The 23,023-nt window shown below is 64.4% G+C and carries 24 protein-coding genes and 1 tRNA gene; 9 read left to right on the top strand and 16 right to left on the bottom strand.

All coding sequences use genetic code 11. From position 1 onward, the window contains the following. Nucleotides 1-17 precede the first annotated feature (17 nt). The gene (locus MRBLMA1_RS12830) at nucleotides 18-683 is read right to left on the bottom strand and encodes a DUF2490 domain-containing protein (protein WP_363737218.1); all 666 of its coding nucleotides are present in this window, start codon (nucleotides 681-683) and stop codon (nucleotides 18-20) included. Nucleotides 684-829: 146 nt separating this feature from the next. Between MRBLMA1_RS12830 and fsa the strand changes: the two genes are divergently transcribed. From fsa to MRBLMA1_RS12815, 3 genes are all read left to right on the top strand, one after another. Continuing rightward, nucleotides 830-1,483, top strand: coding sequence for a fructose-6-phosphate aldolase (gene fsa / locus MRBLMA1_RS12825; RefSeq protein WP_363737217.1), 654 nt, complete (start codon nucleotides 830-832; stop codon nucleotides 1,481-1,483). Nucleotides 1,484-1,669: 186 nt separating this feature from the next. Continuing rightward, the gene (locus MRBLMA1_RS12820; protein ID WP_363737216.1) at nucleotides 1,670-2,014 is read left to right on the top strand and encodes an antibiotic biosynthesis monooxygenase family protein; all 345 of its coding nucleotides are present in this window, start codon (nucleotides 1,670-1,672) and stop codon (nucleotides 2,012-2,014) included. Between the two features lie 192 nt (nucleotides 2,015-2,206). Continuing rightward, nucleotides 2,207-4,228 (top strand): acyltransferase family protein, encoded by a 2,022-nt coding sequence (locus tag MRBLMA1_RS12815; RefSeq protein ID WP_363737215.1) that lies wholly within the window; start codon nucleotides 2,207-2,209, stop codon nucleotides 4,226-4,228. Between the two features lie 13 nt (nucleotides 4,229-4,241). Here MRBLMA1_RS12815 and MRBLMA1_RS12810 read toward each other — a convergent pair. Then, a tRNA-Arg gene (locus MRBLMA1_RS12810) sits at nucleotides 4,242-4,318 on the bottom strand. 84 nt (nucleotides 4,319-4,402) lie between these two features. On the opposite strand from MRBLMA1_RS12810, the gene MRBLMA1_RS12805 reads away from it, so the two are divergent. Continuing rightward, nucleotides 4,403-5,122 carry a queuosine precursor transporter gene (locus MRBLMA1_RS12805; RefSeq protein ID WP_363737214.1) on the top strand — a complete coding sequence of 240 codons (720 nt, stop codon included), beginning with the start codon at nucleotides 4,403-4,405 and terminating at the stop codon, nucleotides 5,120-5,122. Nucleotides 5,123-5,153: 31 nt separating this feature from the next. Here MRBLMA1_RS12805 and truA read toward each other — a convergent pair whose 3' ends face one another. Both truA and fmt read right to left on the bottom strand, forming a co-directional pair. Next, complete coding sequence (gene truA, locus MRBLMA1_RS12800; protein ID WP_363737213.1) at nucleotides 5,154-5,900, bottom strand: tRNA pseudouridine(38-40) synthase TruA; 747 nt, start codon at nucleotides 5,898-5,900, stop codon at nucleotides 5,154-5,156. A 4-nt stretch (nucleotides 5,901-5,904) separates the two neighbouring features. After that, entirely contained in the window at nucleotides 5,905-6,813 is a 909-nt protein-coding gene (gene fmt, locus MRBLMA1_RS12795) for a methionyl-tRNA formyltransferase (protein WP_363737212.1), read from the bottom strand. A 124-nt stretch (nucleotides 6,814-6,937) separates the two neighbouring features. Between fmt and recR the strand changes: the two genes are divergently transcribed. Further along, nucleotides 6,938-7,534, top strand: a complete 597-nt coding sequence (gene recR, locus MRBLMA1_RS12790) for a recombination mediator RecR (RefSeq protein WP_133652959.1) — start codon at nucleotides 6,938-6,940, stop codon at nucleotides 7,532-7,534. Nucleotides 7,535-7,582: 48 nt separating this feature from the next. Then, complete coding sequence (def, locus tag MRBLMA1_RS12785; protein ID WP_363737211.1) at nucleotides 7,583-8,113, top strand: peptide deformylase; 531 nt, start codon at nucleotides 7,583-7,585, stop codon at nucleotides 8,111-8,113. Between the two features lie 112 nt (nucleotides 8,114-8,225). On the opposite strand, the gene MRBLMA1_RS12780 is transcribed toward def, so the two are convergent. The 8 genes from MRBLMA1_RS12780 to MRBLMA1_RS12745 form a co-directional block, all read right to left on the bottom strand. After that, nucleotides 8,226-8,657 (bottom strand): DUF2147 domain-containing protein, encoded by a 432-nt coding sequence (locus MRBLMA1_RS12780; protein WP_363737210.1) that lies wholly within the window; start codon nucleotides 8,655-8,657, stop codon nucleotides 8,226-8,228. A 135-nt stretch (nucleotides 8,658-8,792) separates the two neighbouring features. Continuing rightward, the gene (locus MRBLMA1_RS12775) at nucleotides 8,793-9,785 is read right to left on the bottom strand and encodes a type II secretion system F family protein (protein ID WP_363737209.1); all 993 of its coding nucleotides are present in this window, start codon (nucleotides 9,783-9,785) and stop codon (nucleotides 8,793-8,795) included. Between the two features lie 13 nt (nucleotides 9,786-9,798). Next, complete coding sequence (locus tag MRBLMA1_RS12770; RefSeq protein ID WP_363737208.1) at nucleotides 9,799-10,797, bottom strand: type II secretion system F family protein; 999 nt, start codon at nucleotides 10,795-10,797, stop codon at nucleotides 9,799-9,801. Nucleotides 10,798-10,868: 71 nt separating this feature from the next. Next, complete coding sequence (locus tag MRBLMA1_RS12765; protein ID WP_363737207.1) at nucleotides 10,869-12,152, bottom strand: pilus assembly protein CpaE; 1,284 nt, start codon at nucleotides 12,150-12,152, stop codon at nucleotides 10,869-10,871. Nucleotide 12,153: 1 nt separating this feature from the next. After that, the gene (locus tag MRBLMA1_RS12760; protein ID WP_363737206.1) at nucleotides 12,154-12,825 is read right to left on the bottom strand and encodes a CpaD family pilus assembly protein; all 672 of its coding nucleotides are present in this window, start codon (nucleotides 12,823-12,825) and stop codon (nucleotides 12,154-12,156) included. A gap of 17 nt (nucleotides 12,826-12,842) precedes the next feature. After that, the gene (locus MRBLMA1_RS12755; protein ID WP_363737205.1) at nucleotides 12,843-14,366 is read right to left on the bottom strand and encodes a type II and III secretion system protein family protein; all 1,524 of its coding nucleotides are present in this window, start codon (nucleotides 14,364-14,366) and stop codon (nucleotides 12,843-12,845) included. Between the two features lies 1 nt (nucleotide 14,367). Next, the gene (cpaB, locus tag MRBLMA1_RS12750; RefSeq protein ID WP_363737204.1) at nucleotides 14,368-15,387 is read right to left on the bottom strand and encodes a Flp pilus assembly protein CpaB; all 1,020 of its coding nucleotides are present in this window, start codon (nucleotides 15,385-15,387) and stop codon (nucleotides 14,368-14,370) included. Nucleotides 15,388-15,439: 52 nt separating this feature from the next. After that, nucleotides 15,440-15,892 (bottom strand): A24 family peptidase, encoded by a 453-nt coding sequence (locus MRBLMA1_RS12745; RefSeq protein WP_414714768.1) that lies wholly within the window; start codon nucleotides 15,890-15,892, stop codon nucleotides 15,440-15,442. 63 nt (nucleotides 15,893-15,955) lie between these two features. Between MRBLMA1_RS12745 and MRBLMA1_RS12740 the strand changes: the two genes are divergently transcribed. Together MRBLMA1_RS12740 and MRBLMA1_RS12735 are read left to right on the top strand one after the other, a co-directional pair. Next, on the top strand, nucleotides 15,956-16,936 hold the full coding sequence (locus MRBLMA1_RS12740) for an alpha/beta hydrolase (RefSeq protein ID WP_363737202.1): 981 nt from the start codon (nucleotides 15,956-15,958) through the stop codon (nucleotides 16,934-16,936). Further along, the gene (locus tag MRBLMA1_RS12735; protein ID WP_363737201.1) at nucleotides 16,933-18,036 is read left to right on the top strand and encodes an NAD(P)/FAD-dependent oxidoreductase; all 1,104 of its coding nucleotides are present in this window, start codon (nucleotides 16,933-16,935) and stop codon (nucleotides 18,034-18,036) included. Before MRBLMA1_RS12740 ends, MRBLMA1_RS12735 begins: the two co-directional genes overlap by 4 nt. A gap of 33 nt (nucleotides 18,037-18,069) precedes the next feature. Here MRBLMA1_RS12735 and MRBLMA1_RS12730 read toward each other — a convergent pair whose 3' ends face one another. Then, nucleotides 18,070-19,395: a lipopolysaccharide biosynthesis protein gene (locus tag MRBLMA1_RS12730; protein WP_363737200.1), complete on the bottom strand. Its 1,326-nt coding sequence runs from the start codon at nucleotides 19,393-19,395 to the stop codon at nucleotides 18,070-18,072. A 118-nt stretch (nucleotides 19,396-19,513) separates the two neighbouring features. Between MRBLMA1_RS12730 and MRBLMA1_RS12725 the strand changes: the two genes are divergently transcribed. Further along, nucleotides 19,514-20,281: a phosphocholine cytidylyltransferase family protein gene (locus MRBLMA1_RS12725; RefSeq protein WP_363737199.1), complete on the top strand. Its 768-nt coding sequence runs from the start codon at nucleotides 19,514-19,516 to the stop codon at nucleotides 20,279-20,281. Here MRBLMA1_RS12725 and MRBLMA1_RS12720 read toward each other — a convergent pair. The 3 genes from MRBLMA1_RS12720 to MRBLMA1_RS12710 are packed head-to-tail and all read right to left on the bottom strand — an operon-like array spanning nucleotide 20,269 to nucleotide 23,000. After that, nucleotides 20,269-20,697 carry an HIT family protein gene (locus MRBLMA1_RS12720; RefSeq protein ID WP_363737198.1) on the bottom strand — a complete coding sequence of 143 codons (429 nt, stop codon included), beginning with the start codon at nucleotides 20,695-20,697 and terminating at the stop codon, nucleotides 20,269-20,271. The genes MRBLMA1_RS12725 and MRBLMA1_RS12720 overlap by 13 nt on opposite strands. After that, complete coding sequence (locus MRBLMA1_RS12715; RefSeq protein WP_363737441.1) at nucleotides 20,694-21,755, bottom strand: CDP-alcohol phosphatidyltransferase family protein; 1,062 nt, start codon at nucleotides 21,753-21,755, stop codon at nucleotides 20,694-20,696. Before MRBLMA1_RS12715 ends, MRBLMA1_RS12720 begins: the two co-directional genes overlap by 4 nt. 48 nt (nucleotides 21,756-21,803) lie before the next feature. Further along, on the bottom strand, nucleotides 21,804-23,000 hold the full coding sequence (locus tag MRBLMA1_RS12710) for a hypothetical protein (protein WP_363737197.1): 1,197 nt from the start codon (nucleotides 22,998-23,000) through the stop codon (nucleotides 21,804-21,806). Nucleotides 23,001-23,023: the final 23 nt, after the last annotated feature.

Raw genomic sequence — 23,023 nt, 5'->3', positions numbered from 1 at the left:
GGCAAGGCCAAGAAGCGTCAGATCTTCCAGCTCAATGTCAGCCAGGGGATATGCGCCACCGCATCTGGGCGGCCGTCGCGAAAGCTCTGCTGCCGCATGTAGAGCAATTGCGCGTCGAGCGCTCTGGTGATCGGATGGCGCAGGCCAATCTGGTTGCGCATGACGGCAAGGCCCAGCTTGTCATTGGGACGGGCGCGGTTCAGGTGGAACATCAACTCGGTTGCTGCGATCAGCGTCCACCGCTTCGCCCTATCCAGCGGCACCGAAGCCTGCACCCGTTGCCGCAGCCGCCAGCTCGCCCTGTCCGCCGTATCGAAAAAGCGCTGCTCGATGCGGGTGCGGGACAGCCAAATGCCCCTGGTCAGCGTCAACTGCTGGAACAGCCGCATTTCCTGCTCCGGGTCGGACCGGAAGAAGGCGATGCCGCCACCGATCTGCACCGCCTTTGCAATGCGGTGGTCGATCGTGATGCGCGCAGTCTGCTGCTCGCCACCGGAGGAGGCCTGGCGGAAACGTTGGCTGAGGTCGAGCGACACGATGTCCGCGTCGCTTGCCTGGACGACCAGCGATTCGCTCGTCCAGAACTGATTTTCCTGGCTGGCGGCAAGGGCGGGCGAGGCGGCCAGAAGGCCGGCAGAGATCAGCGCGTCCAATATGTGGCGGGGACGCAGGCGGCGGAGCATGGATCGGTCCTTTGGAAAGGTGCCGCTGTCATAATGGTGCGCGGGGCGCCCGGTAAAGGGCCAGTCATCGGCAATAATGGCTAATCCGTCAGGGAGCCGCTAAAGGAGACGCGATTCGACCCTTTCCCCTCCGCTGGAGCAGATCCATGAAGTTCTTCGTTGACACCGCCGACACCAATGAAATCCGCGAACTGGCCGCTACCGGCCTGCTCGATGGCGTCACCACCAACCCCTCGCTGATCCACAAGTCGGGCCGCAAGTTCCTGGAAGTGGTGGAGGAAATCTGCGGCATCGTCGAAGGCCCGGTGTCGGCAGAGGTCGTCGCGCTCGACCATGAGACGATGATGAAGGAAGCCGCCGTCCTGCGGAAGATCGCCGACAATGTCTGCATCAAGGTGCCGCTGACCATCGATGGCCTCAAGACCTGCAAGGCGCTGACCAGCGAGGGCGTGATGGTGAACGTCACCCTCTGCTTCTCGGCGAATCAGGCGCTGCTGGCGGCCAAGGCGGGCGCGAGCTTCATCTCGCCCTTCGTAGGGCGCCATGACGACAATGGCTTTGACGGCATGAAGCTGATCGAGGATATCCGCCTGATCTACGACAATTACGCGTTCGACACGGAAATCCTGGTGGCCAGCGTGCGCCACCCGATCCATGTGCTGGAAAGCGCGAAGATCGGTGCCGACGTGATGACCGCGCCTCCGTCCGTTATCAAGGCGCTGTTCAACCATGTGCTGACCGAGAAGGGCATTGCCGGTTTCCTGGCGGATTGGGAGAAGACCGGCCAGTCGGTTCTCTGATGTTCCAAGGATAGGCGTCGGGGAATGGCGGGTTCCTGCGAAGGCGGGAGCCCGTCCCTGCCGTCTGGACCGTGCCGGCGCGCCACTGGTCTCCTTCCAGCGGCTTTGCAGGGACACGGCGCTTTGCTCTTTTTCGTCGCAACTCCCCGCCGCGCAGTTCATTCTCTCCCCTGAAGGAGAGAGGCGATGTTCGTCGCGGTCTATTGGTGGCGCGTCCACCCCGGCAAGGAGGATCAGTTCCGCAAGGCATGGCGCCGGGGAACCGACCTGATCCGCGAGAAATATGGCAGCTATGGTTCGCGCCTGCATCGCGATGCGGATGGACGGTTCGTCGGCTATGCCGAATGGCCCGACGAGGCGACCTGGCGCACGGCCTTCGATCAAAAGATGGTCTATGACGATCCCGAAACCCGCGCCGCCTTCGTCGATGCCATAGCTGAAGTGCCGCCCGACGCCGATCCCATCTTCACCATGACGGTGACCGACGACTTGCTGTTGCGTTCGATGGGAGGGCGCGGCAGCAGCGACTGACCGATCGGTCAAGGACCCACCCCTTGCGCGCTCCTCCCTGCGCCTTCCAGCCAGCCTGCTAACACCTATGATCTTGGGGACTGTCCCGATGCGCCGATGCGCCGGGCGATACAGGCTCTATCACCATGAGCGCCTGCCAAATCCCCGGAAAAGAGGAGGGAAAGCATCGCTGCCAGTGCTTCCTGTCCGGTCTTGCCGGTTTCGTCCGCGACGGACGCCAGGCCATCCCTGGCCTATCGTCGCGATATCGACGGGCTGCGCGCTTTGGCGGTGCTGCCGGTGCTGTTCTATCATGTCCGACTTTGGCCCTTTACCGGGGGTTTCGTCGGGGTCGACATCTTCTTTGTCATCTCCGGCTATCTGATCGCCACGATCATCAGCCGGGAAATGACGGAAGGCCGGTTCAGCCTGACCGATTTCTATGCGCGGCGCATCCGCCGCATATTTCCCGCGCTGTTCGCGACCATCGCGGTCACCATCCTGGTCGGCAGCCAGATCCTGCTGCCGCTTGATTATCGCGCTCTTGGCCTGAGCGCCGCAGCGACGGTGCTTTTCGCCAGCAACCTGCATTTTGCCCGGCACAGCGGCTATTTCGGCAGCGCGGCGGAGGAGGCGCCGCTGCTGCACACATGGTCGCTGGCGGTGGAGGAGCAATTCTATATCCTCTTCCCGCTCCTGATGCTCTGCGCCTTTCGGGCGGGAGGGCGCAGCCGGCTGTTGCTGGCGATGATGGCGTTGCTGTCCTTCGCGACGGCGCTGCTTTTGGTCGATCGTGCGCCCGTGCTGGCCTTCTACCTTCCCTTTCCCCGCGCCTGGGAATTGCTGGCGGGGGCGTTGCTGGCGATGGGCCTGTTGCCGCCGCTGCGGAGGAGATGGGCGGCGCAGCTTTGCGCGCTGGCCGGCATGGCGTCGATCGGCTGGGCGTTGTTCGGCTTTTCCAGCGCAACGGTCTTTCCGGGGCTGAACGCGCTTTATCCCGTGCTCGGCGCATTGCTGATCCTGCATGCGGGGCAGAGCGGATCGGCGATCAGCCAGGTGCTGGGCGGCGCGGCGCCCGTAGCCATCGGCCGCATATCCTATTCGCTCTATCTGTGGCACTGGCCGATCGTCGTCTTCTGGACCTATCGCACCGACGGGGACTGGCGCTTGCGGGAGCAGTTGCTCGTCATCCTGCTTTCTTTCCTCTTTGCCTTTCTGTCCTGGCGTTTCATCGAGGAGCCGTTCCGCCGGGCGCGCCGCTTCACGAATGGCCGCGCCTTTGCGCTGGCTGGCGCGATGATGGCGGCGGGGTGCGGAGCGGGAGCGCTGCTCTATCTTTCGGGCGGCTTGCCCGCGCGGGTGGCGCCGTCCGTCGCTGCGCTCGACGCGGCGAGCGGGAGCATGGCCTACCTGCCCGAGCGCTGTTCGGGCATGGCGGCGGTCCGGCACCGGACGCTCTGTGCGGTGGGCGCGCATAACGGCACGGCGCCCAGCTTCCTGCTATGGGGCGATTCTCACGCCCATGCGCTGAAACCTGCATTCGATCAGGCGGGCGATGCGCTGGGCCTGTCCGGACGGATCGCATCCTACCCCGCCTGCCCCACCCTGCTGGGGCTGGACCGGCTGGACCAGCCCGCCAGCCATGATTGCAGCGCGTTCAATGCGCAGGTTCTGGCAATGCTGCGCGACAGCCCGACCATCCACACCATATTCCTTGTGTCCCGCTGGGGCCTGTGCGCAGATGGACGTCGCCCGGAAGGCGGGATGCCCTGCTATCTTGGCCGGGACGAGAATGACGACAGGAGCCTCAGCCGGGATGCCCAACTATTCCGGGCGGGGCTGGAGGAGAGCGTGCGGGCGCTGACCGGCATGGGCAAGCGGGTCATATTGGTCGCCCCGGTTCCGGAATTCCGCCGCAATGTACCGGAAAGCCTGGCGCGGGCCCAACTCTACAGCGAACCGGCGGGGCTGGACCTGCCCCTGGCGGATTATCTGCGGCGTCAGCGCAGCGTTTTCGGCGCCTTCGACGCGATGCGGCGGCGTTTCGCGGTCAGCATCGTCTATCCGCACCGTCTTCTCTGCCGCAGCGGCCATTGCGCGACCATGATGCATGGCGTGCCGCTTTATTCCGACGATGACCATCTGTCGCGGCAAGGCAGCCTGTTGCTGACAGGCATGATCCATGAAGCGATGCGGCCGATCCGGGATGGGGCCGATCGCCGCGAAAAGCGGTGAAGCAAAGGGGAATTGGCGACCCCGACAGGATTCGAACCTGTGACCATTCGCTTAGAAGGCGAATGCTCTATCCAGCTGAGCTACGGGGCCGTTGGCGCGTTCGATAGCCGCCCTTCGCCCCGCTTGCAATCATGGGCGATTGCATTTGCGCGCGTGCCCGATATGCAGGAGCGCATGACCGACAAGGGGGTAAGGAAAATCGATGCCTATGCGCTGGGTGCGCGGCCCTTGCGCTATTTCGATTTCTGCATGGCTGGTTTCGTCGCGATCCTGCTGCTGTCCAACCTGATTGGCGCGGCGAAGCTGTCGACCGTAGGCGGCTTCACCTTTGGCGCCGGTATCCTCTTCTTTCCGCTCGGCTATGTGCTGGGCGACGTATTGACGGAAGTCTATGGCTATGCGCGGGCGCGGCGCTGCGTCTGGGCTGGCTTTGGCGCGATGCTGTTCATGGCGCTGATGAGCTGGGTGGTGGTGCAGTTGCCCCCGGCGGAGGGATGGCCGGACCAGAAGGCCTATGAGGCCGTCTTTGGCAGCACATGGCGCATCGTCTTCGCCTCCGTCACCGCCTTCTGGGCGGGGGAGTTCGCCAACAGCTTCGTCCTCGCCAAGATGAAGCTGCTGACGCAGGGCAGGCATCTCTGGATGCGGACCATCGGATCGACCGTGGTGGGGCAGGGGGTGGACAGCCTGCTCTTCTATCCGCTCGCCTTCTACGGCAACTGGACCAACGCACAGGTGGCGACCGTGATGGTCACGAACTGGTTGATGAAGGTCACATGGGAAGCCGTGCTGACGCCCGTCACCTATGTCGTGGTCGACCGCCTCAAGCGCGCCGAGGGGCTGGACGTGTTCGACGAGGGCACGAATTTCACGCCGTTCCGGACCAGCCTGTGACGCATCCCGCTGCCGCCTGAGCCGGCGCGTCTCAATCGTCCGGATAACGCGCGCTTACGAAATACAGCCCGTCCGGCGGTGCATTGAGCCCCAGGGCCGCCCGGTCCTTCGCGTCCCGTGCCGCCTCCATGTCCGCCGCCGACCAGCGCCCCATGCCCACCATGGCAAGGCATCCCACCATCGACCGCACCTGATGGTGGAGGAAGGATCGCGCCTCCGCATGAATGGCCAGCCGGTCGCCCGAACGCTCCACGTCCAGTCGGTCCAGCGTCTTTACCGGGCTTTCCGCCTGGCAATGGACCGAGCGGAAAGTGGTGAAGTCGTGCCGCCCGACCAGCAGTTGCGCGGCCTGCTGCATCGCCTCCGCATCCAGTGGCTGGATCACGCGCCAGACCAGCCCATCTTCCCAGGTCAGCGGTGCGCGGCGGTTGGCGATGCGATAGACATAGGATCGGCCGTTGCAGGAAAAGCGCGCATGCCAATCATCCGGCACGGTCTTGCAGGCCAGGATCGCGACCGGCGCCGGGCGGAGCAGCGCGTTCAGCGCCTCCATCAGGCGGAAGGGCGTCATGTCCTTCGCAATGTCGGCATGGGCGCGCATGGCAAGGCCATGGACGCCCGCGTCGGTGCGGCCCGCCGCATGGACGGCGACCCGTTCGCCCGTGACGGCGAAGATCGCATCCTCAATCGCCTGCTGTACGCTCGGCCCATGGGCCTGCCGCTGCCAGCCCATGAAGGGGCGGCCGTCAAATTCGACAGTGAAGGCGAAACGGGCCATGGGGTCAGGCGTCGACCCGGCTGCCGGCGGGCATGTCAAAGCCGCGAAGTAATTCGCCCGCCGACATGGCGCCCTTGCCCGCGCGCTGGATGGCTGCCGGGCGGATACTGCCATGGCCGCAGCCGATGAGCAGGCTGTTGTCGAGCAATTCGCCCGCCGGGCCTTCATCCTCCTCGACATGGGCGGCGAGGATACGGAAGCGCTCTCCGCGATATTCGAAGAAGGCGCCGGGCGCCGGGTTGAAGGCGCGCACCTGCCGTTCGACCTGACGCGCGTCGCGGCTGAAATCGATCCGCGATTCCGCCTTGTCGATCTTGGTAGCGTAGGTGACGCCTTCCTCCGGCTGGGCGACGGGCGGATGGAGGGCGATGTCGTCCAGCACCTCGACCATCAGCTCCGCGCCTGCATCGGCCAGTTCCTGCGTCAGCGCGCCGGCGGTCTTGTCCTCTATCGGCGTGACATGCTTGGCGCGCATCGGGCCGGTGTCCAGCCCTGCCTCCATGTCCATGATGGTGACCCCGGTGACATTGTCGCCAGCGAGGATGGCGCGCTGGATCGGCGCCGCGCCGCGCCAGCGGGGCAGGAGAGATGCGTGGATGTTCATGCAGCCGAAGCGCGGAGCATCCAGGACCGGGCGCGGCAGGATCAACCCATAGGCGGCGACCACCGCCACATCGGCGTCCAGTGCGGCGAAGGCGGCCTGCACTTCTGCATCCTTCAGCGAAACGGGCGTGCGCACTTCTATGCCCATTTCCTGCGCCATCGCGTGGACGGGTGAGGGGCGCAGCGCCTTGCCGCGCCCCGCCGGTCGGGGCGGCTGGCTGTAGGCCGCAACGATCTCATGCCCGGCCTTTGCCAGGGCGGCCAGAGCCGGCACGGCGAAATCGGGGGTTCCCATATAAACGATGCGCATGGCGGGCCTTTTGCTCGGTTTCGGCACGTTGAGGTGCCGCATCTGAAACGCGCCGGAGGCGTATTTACGAAGACGCCTCTCAAACCCCTTGTATCCACGACTTGCAAGCCCTTATTCCGGTCCCATGGCTTCTCCCGAAATCGAAGCGTTGACGCATGCGCTCTCCCGCCTGCCCGGCCTTGGCCCGCGTTCGGCGCGACGTGCCGTGCTGCACCTGCTGAAGAAGCGGGAATCCGCGCTGGAGCCGCTGCTGCGCGCGCTGGACGCGGTAAACGATCGGCTGGTGACGTGCAGCCTGTGCGGTAATGTCGACACGGTCGATCCCTGCGGTATCTGCGCCGATCCGCGCCGGGATGCGCGGGCGCTTTGTGTTGTGGAGGATGTGGCGGACCTCTGGGCGCTCGACAAGTCCCGGCTGTTTCCGGGACGCTTCCATGTGCTGGGCGGACGGCTGTCTGCGCTGGAGGGCGTGCGGCCGGAGGACCTGTCCATCGACGCGCTGGTGGCGCGGGTGGAGGCGGGCGGCATAGACGAGGTGGTGCTGGCGATGAATGCGACGCTGGAGGGGCAGACCACCGCCCATTATCTGGCCGAACGGCTGGAGCGCTTTCCCGTGCGCCTCACGCAGCTGGCTCATGGCGTGCCGGTGGGCGGGGAACTGGACTATCTGGACGAGGGGACATTGGCCCAGGCGCTGAGGGCCCGTCGTCCCATCGGGTGAATATGGCGATCGCTTGAAATTTTCCGGCCGGCCGTTTATTTTGGTGCCATGGCCATTCTTCCCATCCTGGAGGCGCCCGATCCGCGCCTGCGTACCATCTCGTCTCCGGTGGAGGCGATCGATGACGATTTGCAGCGTCTGATCGATGACATGTTGGAGACCATGTACGACGCGCCCGGCATCGGTCTGGCGGCGATCCAGGTGGGCGTGCCCAAGCGGGTGCTGGTGATCGACCTGCAGGAACCCGAATCCGATGAGGAAGGGGCGCCGCCGGTCAGGAAACCGATGGTGTTCATCAATCCGGAAATCCTGGAGGGGTCGGAGGATCTGTCGGTCTATAATGAAGGCTGCCTGTCCGTCCCCGACCAGTTCGCGGAAGTGGAACGGCCGGCCAGCATCCGGGCAAGCTGGATGGACCGGGATGGACGCATCCACGAGGAACGGCTGGAGGGATTGCTCGCCACCTGCCTCCAGCACGAGATGGATCATCTGCAGGGCGTGTTGTTCATCGACCATCTGTCCCGGTTGAAGCGGGACATGCTGATGAAGAAGCTGACCAAGGCCCGCAAGGCGGCCTGATCCTTGTGGTGGAGCTGAAACCAGCGCCCCGGTCGTGGCCGGGGCGTTGCAGTTAGCGTGGCGCATATCTGTCGGGAAATATCCGCATTCGCCGTCCGAACGGGTCATCAGATCAGCGGACGGGCGTCCATGTCTGGGTCTTGCAGAAGATCATGATGCAACCCTGCACCTTCAACGTGCCGTTGCCGTTGCGGCTGACCTTGCTGTTGTAGGTCTTGCCGCTCTCCGGATCGTAGATCGATCCTTTCCACAGCTCGCCTGCGTCGGCAAAACCCGTGAGCAGCGCCAGTCCGGCAAGGGGTTTGCTGCGCAGTGCAGGATCGGGGTTCTTGATGTCGGTCTGGGGCCGGCCCGGCGTGGGCTTCACGATCTTCTCGATACGCCCGCACAGCGTCTTTCCGCATGGGGCGATCTGGACGATGGCCTTGCCGTCGACAGTGGCCCAGCGGCCGATGATGGGCTGCGCAGCTTCAGCGGGCAGGGCGGCGAACAGGGGCAGGGCGAACAGTGCGGCGCGGGCGGCGATGCGGGTGATGGCGACCATTGACCTCTCCGGATTTTGCGTCTTTGCAAAGAGCGATAAGGCAGGTTCCGCCGGTTCGCCAAGCCGAAAATCAACGGCTTTCCTGGGGTTTTGGAAGGGACGCTACGGCAGCGCCCCTTTGTCGTCCCCCGATTTTCAGAAGGCCTTGCTGATAGAGCAGGCGGCAGGGCCCAGAATGACGACGAACAGGGTCGGCAGGATGAAGAGAATCAGCGGCACGGTCATGATGGCGGGCAGGCGCGCGGCCTTTTCCTCTGCGCGCATCATGCGTTCGTGGCGGAATTCGGCGGACAGCACGCGCAGAGCAGAGGCGAGGGGCGTTCCGTATTTTTCCGTCTGGATCATGGTGGTGACCACGCCCTTGACCGCGTCCAGCTTGACGCGGTTTGCCAAGTTCTCGAACGCCATGCGGCGCTCGGTCAGGAAGCTGAGTTCGATCGCGGTCAGGTGGAATTCATCGCCCAGTTCCGGATAGGCCTTGCCCAGTTCGCGTGCGACGCGGCTGAAAGCGGCATCGACCGTCAGCCCCGCCTCGGCGCAGATCACCAGCAGGTCGAGCGCGTCGGGCAGCCCCTTGCGGATCGCGGCGGAGCGTTTCTGGACCTTGTTGTCGATGAAGATGTCCGGCGCCTTGTAGGACAGCAGCAGGGCGCCCGCAAAGGCCATGAAGCGCTTGGCGCCGCCCCATTCGGGGAAGATGCCCACGGCATAGAGCAGCAGCGCCGCCATCCCGCCGATCACGATCGGCAGGATCATGCGGCCGAAAATGACCGCGACCGCCCAGTCCTTTGACCGGATGCCGGCCTGGGCCAGCTTGGTCTGCGCTTCCTTGAGCTGATCGTCCTGCAGGACCTTCAGGTTGGAGAGGAGCGACCGCATCTGGTCGGTCGCCTGATTCTTCTTCACCAGCTTGGCGCGGCGGCGCGCGGTGGAGGCGGTGATGCCCGCCTTCAACTGCTCGCGCCGATCGTTGAGCGTCTTGACGCGCTTTGCCATCGGATCGCGCACCGTCATCACCGCGTAGAGCGCGAACAGCGTCGCCAGCGTCGCCAGAGCGGCGAGCAGTGTGCCGAAATCGGTGGCGGTCAGTCCGAACAGGGTGCCGGCAGGAACGGGCGTGCTTTCCATCTTGGCGGCTTCCTCAAATCTCGAAGTTGATCATCTGGGCCATGATGAAGGCTCCGATGGCCATCCAGCACATCCCGCCAATACCGACGACCTGCATGAGCGAGAGGCCGAACAGCCCCGCCGGGTCGGGCGTGAAGAAGGGCGACATGTAATTATAGTTGATGTAGCAGATCAGGCCGAACACCAGGAACGGCAGGACGCCGATGATATAGGCCGAAGCCTTGGATTCCGAGGACATCGCCCGGATCTTGAGCTTCATCTGCGCGCGCTGGCGCAGCACGGTGGCAAGGTTGGACAGCGTTTCCGCCAGATTGCCGCCGGTTTCGCGCTGGATCGCCAGGCTGATGACGAAGAACTGGAATTCGGGCGTGCCCAGCCGGTCTGCAGTTTCCTGCAGCGCCTGATCCATGCTCTTGCCGATCTTGATGCGTTCGGTGATCAGCTTGAATTCCTCGCCCACCGGTCCTGGAACCTCGGTCGACACGACAGTCAGCGTCTCGGAAATGGGAAGACCGGAGCGCAGGCCACGAGTCAGCAGTTCCAGCGCGTCGGGAAACTTGGCGTTGAACTTCAGCACGCGACCCTTGATGAGCCGGCCGATCCACATATGCGGCAGGCCAAGGCCCGCTGCGAGGCCGAGCATCACCGCGAAAAGCGGCGGAAATCCGCGCAGCATCAATATGGCGGTCAGCAGCAGGAAGATGACGGCACAGGCGGTCATATACTGGCTGACCGTCCATTTCTTGCCGGTCATGCGGATGCGCTTGGCCAGATTTTCCGGATTGGGCACCAGCGACACCAGCATCGACGCTTCATTGCCGGCGGGGCGGTTGGATATCGCCTTGCGCATGCGCGCTTCCATGATGGCGTCCGTCGAATCGCTGTGCCGGCCGCGGATCAGCTGCATGCGGCGCTTCTGCGCCTTTTCCGGCGAAGGCCCGCCAAAGGCCATGACGATCAGGCCCAGCATGGCTGCGAGCAGCACCGTCATCAGGATGATATTGCCGTTCATGCGCCTGCCCGTTTCCAGTCTGGTTCCATCAAAGCGGCCATGCCACCCGCTGGCGGCATGGTCCGTCCTGTTCAGGCCGAAGCCTTGTCCTTGCGCCGCGAGGGGATCATGCTCTTGAGATCGCTGATCTTGCCCAGCAGGGAATCACCCTTCTTCGAAGAGGTTGCGCCACCTTCGGCATCCGCATCCTCTGCCGCGCCCAGCACCGCCTCCAGCAGGGCCTGGCAGGCGCCGCCCACCTTGCTGCCCTTGGCCGTTTCCGCCAGCGTCTTGCCCAGCTTCGCCGCCTGCGCGGCAATCTTGAGGTCGAAGGGGATCAGCACGTCCACCTTGCGTTCAATCGACTGCTCGAAATCCTTGCGGCTGATTTCCGGCGCGCCTGGATGAACGCGGTTAGCGACCACCAGCACGCGCGACTGCGGCGCATTGGTCTTGAGCCAGGACAGAATGCGGATCGAATCCCGCGCCGCCGCCAGCGTCAATTCCGTAACCACGACCGTGACGTTCACGTCGCTCATCAGATGGGGGTGCTGGATCAGCATGCCGCGCGGCAGGTCGATGACGCTGCATTCGAAAGCGACCCGGAACTCCTCCAGCAACTGGTAGAAGGCGCCGCCATCGGTCAGCATGGGCTGGCTGATCGGCGCCTCGGCCGACAGGATCGCCAGCGTGTCGCTGGCGCGCACCATGGCTCGTTCGATGAACAGCCCGTCGATGCGGCTGGGATTTTCGATGGCGTCGGTCAGCCCGCGTCCCGGTTCCAGATCCATCGCCAGCGCGTTGGTGCCGAAATGAACGTCCAGGTCGAGAAGGGCGGTCGGCCGCTTCTTCTTCTCGCTGAGCAGCCAGGCGAGCGAGGTTGCAACGCTGGAAGCGCCCACGCCGCCGCGTGTTCCGATGACCGCCGTGGTCATGTGCGGCCGTTCCGGCCCGGCGTCGCGGGGAGCGAAGAAAACGGCCTGCGCCTGGGCCAGTGCGTCGCGCAACTGGTCCGCGCCGAAGGGTTTCAGCAGATAGTCCTGAATGCCGCTGGCCAGCAGGTCGCGATAGAGGCGCACGTCATTGACCTGGCCGGCGGCAATGACGACCGTGCCGGGCTCGCACACTTCGGCCAGGTTGTTGATGTCATTGAGCGGATCGCCGCTTTCCGACATGTCGATGAACAGGATCTGCGGCGAGGCGGTGATCGACAGGGACTGCACGGCGTTGCGCATGCCGCCCTTGTTCACCTTTTCCGGCGCCCAGCCCATCTCGGCCGCGACGACGCGCAGCAGGTCGAAGCTGTGATCATCGCAGACAAAGGCATGGAAAGGGTCACGCTGGCCGGATGCGCCGGGTTTCCAGGGTGCGTTCATATCACTTGCCTCCCGTTAAGGTCTTCAGGTCGCCCGTTCCCGTCGGCGGCTTGTCGCGATAGGTTGATATCGCCCGGTTGGACGTTGCGGTGCGCAGATCGCTGTCGGTGGTCTGGCCACGCACCAGATCCTCCGGATTGGCGATCATTGCGGCTAGATTGCCGTTCACGCCGCAGCCGAAATTTTTCGACGCGCCCAATTGCTGGTCTGCTTCCGGCTTGTCCGACCAGTCGGGGCATCCCGGCACGCTGGCGGTGGCGCGGCGCACGATCAGGCGTATGGCGCCCTGCGGCGCGGTGCCGGCGACGGCCGTGCTGTCTTCCCCCACCAACATGCCATGGCGCGCGACCACATCGGCTATGCCTTCGCGCAGGGCGGGGCTGTAGTAGCCCGCCTCCGTCGCGACGGCGACCTGGTCGCCATAGCCAAGGCCGATGGAAACGAACCAGTCGTCCAGCCGGCGCGCTTCCGATGCCGAAAGGCCACCATCGGGCCCTGCCTGCACGTCATAGGTGAAGGCGGTATGGCCGACGACCGGCTGGTGGACCGACTGCACGCCGCGATTGGCGGCCTGGTCGGTCTGGCAGGCGGCGAGCGGCAACGCCATCAGGGCGAGCGCACCCAAGCGGACGATGCCGGTGAGGACGGGGGTCTTGCGAGACTGGAAAGTCATGTCTTTCGTCCTTCGGGTCAGAAGCTGAAGCCCGGCGCGGCGTCCTTGGAACGCTTTCCGGTGTCACGGGAGGCGACGGGCGGCAGGGCCGCCGACGATTGCGGACCGGGCGCCGGGACCGGCGCACCCGGCGCGCGGCTCGGCATGGGTGCCTGGGCGCCGCTGACGCCGTCATGGCCCTGTTGCAGGAACAGGCCCTGACCCTCATTGGCATTGCGGAACCCGTCAGTCGGCAGCCGCACGTCCGATGCATTCATCGGCTTCACCAGATAGGGCGTGACGACGATCACCAATTCGGTCTCGTTGCGCTGGAAGCTGCGTGACTTGAACAGGCTGCCCAGGATCGGCAGGTTGCCAAGGCCGGGCACCTTGTTGACATTGTTCCCCGTTTCGTTGCTCAACAGCCCTGCGATCATGAAAGCCTGACCCGAACCCAGCTCCACCGTGGTTTCAGCGGTTCGGCTCTTGAGCGCAGGCACGCTGGCGTTGATCGAGAAGTCGAGGCTCGACACGGTGGGGCGCACCCGAAGGGAGATGCGGCCATCCGCCAGAACGGTGGGCGTGAAGGCCAACTGCACGCCATATTGCTTGAATTCGATGCTGTTTCCCTGCGTGCCGTTGCTGACGGTATAGGGATATTCGCCGCCCGCCAGGAAGCTGGCGGTTTCGCCGGACAGCGAGGTCAGGTTGGGCTGGGCGAGAGTGGTGGCGAGGCCGCTTGATTCTGCAAGGTCGAGCGCGGCGGCGACATCCATGCCCAGCAGCTTGGCGACGAAGCCCAAGGAGGTCGTGCCGTCCGTGGGACTGTTGAACAGCCAGGATCGCGAAATGTCGCTGGTCGGTGCGCCGCCACCGGTGTTGGTCTGGAACGCTCGATCGGCGCGGTTGATGTAACCGCTGAAGCTGCCGGTTCCGGTCCCGAGTCCCGTGATATTCATGCCGATCTTGTGCCCGACATCCTTGGTGACTTCGGCGATCTTGACCTGGAGGTTGACCTGGAGCGGCGTCGCGGTGCGCAGGCGGCTCACCACCGTCACTTCCTTGCCGACAAAGGCCTGGGTCAGCCGTTCGGCCTCTGCCGCGTCTTCCGGCGCGGCGATGGTTCCGGTCAGCAGGACCATGCCGTTCATCTTGTTGACGGCGATGTCCGCGTTGGGCATCGCCAGCTTCAACATCTCGTCGATGCTGGTCAGGTTGTTGCCGACGCGGACCGTGCCGGAAAACAGCACCTTCCCGTTGGTCGTCGTTGCGAAGACGGTGGTCTCGCCCGCCTTCTTCGCGATCAGGTAAAGCTGGTTCTGCGAACGAACATGGACGTCGACCACATCCGGATCGCCGATCACCACGTCCGACATCTTGGCCGGCAGGTTGATGACCTTGCTGCCGCCGACGGAGAGCAGGATCGCATTGTCCTGCATGGAGGCCGGCGCCGCGTTGAGCGCTGTGGTCGGCGCGGCGGCGATCGCAACCGCCAGGCCAAGCGCGATCGCCGGGCCGAGCAGCGGCCTGGCCGCTGCCGTGTGAACGATAAACCCCTTCATCTTACTTCCCCCCGACCGGAACGACGGTCACACTGGTTCCACGGGCGACGCGGATCACCGGCCCTTGGCCCGCAATGCTGCCGCCGACCGGCACGCCCATGGCCGGAGCGCCGCCTGCGCCCATGGCCTGCAAAGGCTTGGCGGGGACGCTGCTGCGCTGATAGCGCGAGACGTCGGCGCCGGTGGAATAGGTGCCGCCCTTGTCGACCGGGCGAGCGGCGATGCTGGCCAGCAGCTTCTTTTCCGCATTGGGATTGCTGCCGTCGGGCAGGTCGACGTCGCTGCCCGCGATGGCCGCGTCCAGCTCCGAACTATTGTCCGCCAGCGAGCGCAGCGAGAGCGAGAGCGAGCCGATCGTCTGCGCCACTGCGATCTTCTCCGCGATCTTGGGCGTGACTTCGATGGTGACGTTGGAATAGGTCTGGACGACGGGTTTGCCGTCGGCGCCCAGCGCGTCCATGCGCTGATCCGTGGCAAGCACGCGCAGGTTGCGCAGGATGGTCTCGGAAACCTTGAGCGGATCACCATCGCCGCCGCCGCTGACGCTCTGCGTCAGCACCAGGTCGACGCGGTCGCCCGGGAAGACGAATCCCGCCACCGAATTCTGCGCTGACACCGGCACGGTCACGGCGCGCATGCCCGGTCCCAGAGCCGCGGCGAGGAAACCGCGGTCGCCAGGCTTGATCACTGAACCCACCGTCATCGGCTGACCGGCGGAAATGGCGGTACGGATGACGCTGCCCACCAGCTTCTGGGGATCGGCCTGGCCCTTGATATAATAGGCCTGCTCGACGAGATCCTTGGGCCATGGCTGGAAACGGAAACTTTCCGCGTCCAGGATGGTGCCCACCGGCAGGGCCTTCGTCGCGACCAGCACATGGGGCTGGTCCGCCTCAACCGGCATGGACGATGCGCCCGCCTGCGGCGCGCTCGACGAACTCAGCATGTTGCGTGCGAGCAGGGCTGTAGTGACCGCTATGATCAGCGCTCCCACCAGCAGCACGATCTTCTTGGCATCCATGATGAAATTCGCCTCCCTCAATCAGACGAGTTGCGTCTGAGCCCCCGGATATTCACGCAAATTGGTTAATATATCGTTCGCCAAGTAGCCAAAGCGCCGCGAACGAGATGGCAATGCCATAGGGGATTTGCGGCTGACCCAGCCGCCGGGTCATGCGATGGTGCACGACGGTCACGATGGTGACGATGCCCCCCAGCACCGCCATCAGCATCAGCATCGACAAGGTCGCCTGCCATGGAAACCACAGCGCCAGCGCGGCCAGCAGCTTCACGTCGCCGCCGCCCATGCAGCCGAGCGCGAACAGCGCGGCGAACGCCATGAACACGACCAGCGCAACCAGAAGCTGCACCGCCATTCCGGGCCAGAGCGCAAGCCCGCAGGCCAGCCACCATATCGGCGCCAGAGCGGCCACAGTCAGGTTCAGCCGGTTGGAGATGATACGTGACCGCAGATCGGTGACAGACGCCACGATCAGCAGCAGTGCCAGGGCGCCGATCAGCGCCATTTGGAAAATATCCCCCATCATGGGTTCGAAACTATAGACCGCATGCCTTACCAAAGCGTAACCATGCCGCGCATGGATTCGCCCCGCTTCGTTCCCGCTTCCTTCGACCGGCGTGCCTGGCCCATGGACGGACGGCTGGACTACTGGGCCGCACCCGACGGTTGGCGCCTGCGCCGCTTTCGGCTGGGCGATGGCGATCGGGGCCGGATGCTGGTGCTGGGCGGACGCGGCGACATGATCGAGAAATATCTCGAGGTCATCCGCCATTGGGCCGACCGCGGTTGGGCCGTCACCAGCTTCGACTGGCGGGGGCAGGGGGGATCGGGCCGAACAACGGACGATCCGCTATGCGGACATATTGACGATTTCGGACAGTGGATCGCCGACCTCAACGCCTTCGCCGCCGAATGGCGCGGGGAAGGGAGGGGGCCGAAGGCGATCGTCGCGCACAGCATGGGCGGCCACCTGCTGCTGCGCGCCCTGGCGGAGGGCATGGCGCCGCCCGATGCGGCGGTGACGGTCGCGCCGATGATGGGACTGCATACAGCGCCTCTGCCCCGCTGGCTGGCGGTGGCGATTGCCGAAACCATGTGCGCCCTGGGTTTTGCGGAAAAGCAGGCCTGGACCCAGAAGGAGGAGTCGGAACGGCAGCGGCGCATGCGGCAGAAGCGGCTGACGCACGATCCGGAACGCTATGCCGACGAATTGTGGTGGCGGGACCATAGCCGCGAGGTTGCGTTGGGGCCGCCAAGCTGGAAATGGGTGGCGCAGGCGCTGCATTCGACGCGCATGCTGGAGAAGGGGCGGGAAATGGAGCGGATCGTCGTCCCCTTGCTCGTCCTGGCGGCGCGGACCGACCAGCTCGTCTCCACCCCTGCCATCGAGCGGATCGCAGCACGGATCGCGGGCGCGCGGCTCCATGTTTACGGGCGGGAGGCCGCGCATGAGATATTGCGGGAGCTGGACCCGGTGCGATTGGACGCGCTGGGGCGGATCGACGGCTTTCTGGACGAAGTCGCGCCACGCAGGGGCGGCGGGGGATGAAGCGGCCTGATATCGTCATCGTCGGTGGCGGCATTGCCGGGGCAAGCCTTGGCGCCGTGCTGGCGGAGCATGCCAGCGTGCTGTTGCTGGAGATGGAAGCAAGCGCCGGCTATCATGCCACGGGGCGGGCGGTGTCCTTCTGGGAAGAAACCTATGGCGGTGTTGCCGTCCAGCCGCTGACCACGGCATCGGGGCCGATGCTGGCTGCGCCGGATCCCGATTTTTCCGACACCCCTTTCCTGAAGCCGCGCCGGACACTGCATATCGGGCGGGCAGGCGACACGGTAGCGCGCGACCGGCTGCTGGAGGCGTTCGCCGGCAAGGTGGATCTGGTTCCGGTCGATCCTGCCGCATTTGTTCCAGGGCTTCGGCCGGAATGGACGCTGGGGGTGCTGGAGCCGGGGGTATGCGACATCGATGTGGCGGCCCTGCATCAGGCATGGTTGCGGCGCTTCCGTCGCCTGGGTGGCGAGGTGCGGTTGGCGACGGCCTTGCGAGGGGCCGAAGCGTGGCACGAGGGCTGGCGGGTCGAAACCGATGCAGGCGCGATAGACTGCGCGATCATCGTGAACGCTGCGGGGGCGTGGGCGGACGGCGTCGCCAGCGCTTGCGGCGTGGCGCCCATCGGCATTGCGCCGCTGCGCCGGACGGTGGTGCAGCTGCGCGTGCCCGCCATGCCTTCCGCCGATCTGCCGCTGGTCATGGACCTTGGCTCGCAATTCTATTTCAAGCCGGAGGGAGAGGGGCGCGTCTGGCTGACTCCGCATGATGAGGAGCCATCGCCCCCCTGCGATGCCGCGCCGGAGGAACTGGCAGTGGCGGAGGCCATCGCCCGTTTCGAGGCGGTCGTCGACTGGCCGGTCGAGGCGGTCGAGCGCAGATGGGCGGGGCTGCGCAGCTTCTCCCCCGACCGGGCGCCGGTCTATGGCTTTGATCCGGCGGCGAGAGGCTTTTTCTGGTTCGCGGGGCAGGGTGGGTTCGGTATCCAGACCTCGCCCGCCGCGGCTTTGCTGGGGGCAGCCCTTCTTCGGGGAGAGGCTTTGCCGGCGCAGATCGCGGGAATCGATCCGGTGCCCTATTCTCCTGCGCGGTTTCGCTAGGTCGGATTTCGATCCGATCGCTTGAAAATCGCTCTACGGCATCATGCGTGGTTGCTTCAAAACCCGTCGGCTCGCAAGGCCCATCATGGCAAAACCCGCGATCGAGGCGGCGATATTGGCGCCGGCCGCGCCGACGGTCCCATAGATCGGCAACAAGGCTGCCTGCATACCCAGCAGCAGGCCGGTTGAAACCAGTGTGATGCGGAGCGACAGGCTGGCCCGGTCGGTCGCCATGAGGAGCGGCCGATAGCTCACCCCGACCAGATCGATGCAGGCGGCGATGCCCAGCAGCAGCAGCAGCGGATAGGCCGGCAGGAACGCCTTGCCTGCGATCAGTCCCAGCAATGGATGACCGATCGTCAGGATCAACGCGATGATCACCGCGCCCGCGACCAATGCCAGTCGGTTGGTCCGCCGGAACAGCGTGCCGAGCGCTTCGTGGCCGTGGCTGGAATGGGTGCGGCTCAGTTCCACGAAAATGCTGCGGGACAGAAGGCTGGAAATCTTGGTCAGCGAGTTGGCGAGTTGATTGGCAAGCCGGTAGAGGCCGGCCCCCGCCGGGCCGACGAAGAGGCCGACCACCAGCACGGCCACCTGCTGGCCCACGGAGGATAGGGTCGTCTGCAAATTTGTGGCGGTGAGAAAGCCGACGATGCCGGGATTTTCCCCGCGCGCATCCAGCGTCCGGCCCGCGCGCCAGCTTCCCAGCATTTTACCCCCGACGCGCAGCGCGAGCCACCAATAGCTGATCGCGCAGAGCAGTTCGGCGGCGCCCCAGGCAATCAGGAAGCCAGTGATATCGGGCATCAGCACCCAGGCCAGCCCGGCGCCGATCATGCGTCCGACAGGGATCATGGTTTCGGCGAAGGCGCCGGAATCGAAGCGGTCGAACAGCCGCAGCACGCCGGTCGGGCTGGACCGGATGGTGATCATCATCACCATGCAGAAAATCCAGGTCTGCCATCCCATCCCGGCCGACAATTCCATCAGCGGCCCAAAGGCGAGGATGATGAAGGCGGCGATCAGCCCTCCTGCCACGGCCGACCCAAGATCGATCAGGATGCAGAAGCGCAACACCCGGTTCAGCGCATCGCCTTCGCCCGATGCCAGGTGAGGCTGGCCATAGCGCACCACGATCTGCCAGCTGTCGAAGCTCACCAGCGTCTGGATCACGTTGGCGGCGCTCAGCACCAGCGCGAAACGGCCGAAATCGGCGACGCCCAGCGTTCGCGTGACGATGGCGAGATAAGCAAGGCTCAGCACCGCGCCCACGCCCTTGCCGCCAAGCAGCCAGCCCGTATTCGCCAGGATGCGGGCAAAGCCTTCCTGGGGGCCACCCGATCCATGCTTGCTCGTCACTTGGGTTCCGGCCTTTCGTCGCGCGCCGACAGACCGGCGCGCGACTATCTATGATCGGCCGGGGAACGATGCAACACACGCTGTTCCTCCCCTTTCATTTGCTCTAAAGGCGCAGCCCATGACTATCGCAAAAGCCATCATCCTTTCCGCCGGTCAGGGGTCGCGCCTTCTGCCGCTGACCCGCGACGTGCCCAAATGCATGATCGACTTCAACGGCCGGACGCTCATCAGCTGGCAGGTTGCGGCGCTGGTGGCCAATGGCGTGACCGACATCGTCGTTGTCACCGGATTCCGCACCGAGCGGGTGGAGGATCACGCGCTCCAGCTCTATCGCGAAACGGGCGCGCGCATCCGCACGGTCTTCAACCCCTTCTTCCAGGTGGCGGACAATCTTGGCACCTGCTGGATCGTGCGGGAGGAAATGGACCGCGACTTCATCATCCTGAACGGCGACACCATCGTTTCGGACGAGATTGTGGGCAGGCTGATCGCGGGAGCGCAGGACGCCATCACCGTCACGGTCGACGTCAAGCCGGGCGACTATGATGATGACGACATGAAGGTGAACCGGGACGAGACGGGACGCCTGCACGCCATCGGCAAGAGGTTGCTGCCGCACGACACCAACGCCGAATCCATCGGCATGCTGGCCTTCCGGGGCGAGGGTCCGGCGATCTTCCGCAACCAGATCGACCAGATGATGCGAACGCCCGAGGGGGTGGAGCGCTGGTATCTGCGCGCCATAGACATCGTCGCCAAGGGCAATCGCGTCGGCACCGTCTCCATCGAGGGGCTGGACTGGCAGGAGGTCGACTTCCCGCAGGATGTCGAGGCGGCGAACACGCTCACCGCTCGCTGGCTGGCAGAGGGCCGCTACGCGAAATAGGGCTTCAGCCAGTCGGTGAGCACGGCGACCTGCTCGGGCGAGAGCGCAACCGCGCTGCCGAGGTCGGGCTGTCCCGGCCATCCGGCGTCGGCTATCTGAAGGTCCGCATGGCTGCGGCTGCCCTCATGACGGGGCAGCACATGGAAATGGACATGCGGGTCCACCATCATCAGCATCAGATAATTGATCTTGTCGTAGCCGACCGCCCGGGCCAGCGCGCTTTCGATCGCCCTGGTCACGGCCGCCAGCTCCGCATGGGCCTCCGCCGGAAGGTCGCCAAAGGCCGTGGCGTCGGATTTCGCCGCCAGCACCAGCGATCCCAGCGTCGGCTGGGCAGGACGCAGCAGAACGACCCAGTGCGGGAACTGCGCGACAAGCGTCGCGGGATAGCCGAATTTTTCGATGGTCGCGTTCATGTTCTTGCCTCCATCCAACTGACGATGGGCCGTCCGGAGCGCTTCGCGGCATAGGCCTGCATCAGCCGCACGGCGTGGACGATGAGCGAGAGGATGGTCCACCATGCCAGTGCGATCAAGCCGATGTCGGGGCGCCCGGCCAGCAGCGCGAAGAACAGGATCACCATATTCGGGTTGCGCCGCGCGGTGATCAGGCGGAACCAGCTATCGAACCGGCCCCAGACATGGATGTCCATGCCGAAATCCCTGATGAACATCCCCTCGATCAGCCGCTGGAGCACATAGCCCGCGATCACCGCCGCCATCACCAGCGCGAAAGTCTGCGTCGACAGCGCCAGCCCCCAGGCCGACAGGCCCACGCCCCAGAAATACCACCAGAAGGGCGGGTGGATCAGGTCCACGCCATGGTCCGCCACATTGCCCCATTTGGAGGAGGTGATGGTGCAGCGCGCGAGCTTCCCGTCCACCGTGTCCAGCACCATGAAGACGAAACCGGCAAGCATACCGGTCCAATAGAGACCCTGGGCGAAGAACCAGGTTGCGAGCACGCAAAGCGTCGCGCCCATGGCTGTCACCATATTGGGTGTCATGCCTATGGAGGCTGCCAGGCGCGTCAGCCACAGCGCCAGTTCGGGCCAGAGATATTTGGTCAGAAGGTCCGTGACGCCCTTATAGGCGCCGAAATAGCTTTTTCGCTCGATCCCTCGCCGGGTGGCGGGGGTCAATTCTCGAACAAAGGGCTGCTCCAGCTTGCGGAGCTGCCGGTTGTAGAGCTTTTGCCCGTCCGACAGATCGACGACATGCGGCGCCGCCAACGGATCGCTGCCTGCCGGCACTTGTCCCACAATCGGGCTGGCATCCCAGACGAACACCGTCCCCGGCTCCTCCAGCACCAGCCGCAGCAGCAGCGGGTCGAAGGCGTAGGCGAGGTTGAACAGCAGTTCGTGGCCATCGGCCAATGCGCTCCCGTTCTTCGCGGAGCTTTCGGCCATGCGGCGGCAGCGCTCTGCATTGGACATGCCCCAGATACGGGTGGTGTTGTCGCCCAGCAGCCGCATCGGCCCCAGCGCAGTGTTCTTCTGTATTTCCAGACCCAAATCTCGTTCCTAATCCTGAGCTGCTTTACCGGAGGCTTTCAGGAATCTTATGACTTCTAGTGCAGCACGATCGGGAACGCCTTGATCTATAGGCCCGAGCACCTCGGCTGCCTTGCGTTCCTGCGCTGAACGATAGTGCGAATGACGGTCTAGCGCACTTGATAAGGCATCCATGATCTCATCGGGCGAGGCTCCGACATCGCCCAAGAGCCACATGGCGTAATCGGCATCGTCGTTCCAGTGGATCCCGTGGGCGTTCACAAAGACGCAGGGTCGTGGAATGTGCAAAAATTCGTAGACCTGGCTGCTGATGTCGCCAAGATAAATATCGGCAAGTCGCGTGTAACTCATGTCGCTTAGACGCGGTGATTTCATGTCGATGTGGAGGTTTGGCGCGCCGGATCGCTCGAGCCACTTAGCACGCTCCGCATCACCCATCATATCGAAAAGGCGGGCATGAGGTGCCAGGATCAAGTTGAAGCGGCCATCGGATACGATGCGATCTACAATCGCCTCCGCCATTTTCCATGATGACAGGCGAGTGTTGAAGTGCGGATTGTAAAGAATGATCGGCTTGTCGTCGCTGAATGGACTTCTGACAGGTTGTGCATCCGGTCCGGTTAGTGCTGCCAGTTTAATTGAACCTACTATGGTACAGTTATCTGGGCCGGCCAGCCCCATTGCGAGTGTTCTTTCATACACCATCGATCCTGCAACTAACACATAATCGAACAAACGAATGCGGGGATCGAAGCCCCGTCCTCCATCACCGGCGCCATGAGGGAAATGGATCATCCGAGGCGGCTTGGAACCGGGAAAACGCTTAAGAATGGTCGAGGTCCGCTCTGTAGCAATCAGCGCATCCAGACCTTCAAATTGCGCCCGCAGCGCGAGGATACGCAATATCTTATTCAATTTTTTGGGTGCCAGACGGCTGATGAAGCCGACCTTGCCTGAAAAGGATAGTTGTTTGACACGTATCGGTGAGGAGCTTGGCCGGGCCAGTCCAGCCAGCATCATCTTTAGCGCTTCGGCGTCGTCTGGTCCCGTAAATGCTGTAACGCGAACGTCTTCCGTTCGTGCAAGCGACTGCGCTAGGGGAGCAATATGCATGGCTTGGTGCATTCCGCCCACGAACAGCATCCCGATGTGAGTGATGTCATTCATCTTCGAATTCTGCGGGTCCTTTTGTCGCTCATCGGTCATTTTGCGCGGCTCGTAGCGGGTTT

It is taken from the genome of Sphingobium sp. LMA1-1-1.1, from assembly GCF_040676365.1.
Classification (GTDB): Bacteria; Pseudomonadota; Alphaproteobacteria; order Sphingomonadales; family Sphingomonadaceae; genus Sphingobium.
Note: the sequence above shows the minus strand (reverse complement) of the source record. Positions and strands in the feature narration are given on the sequence as shown.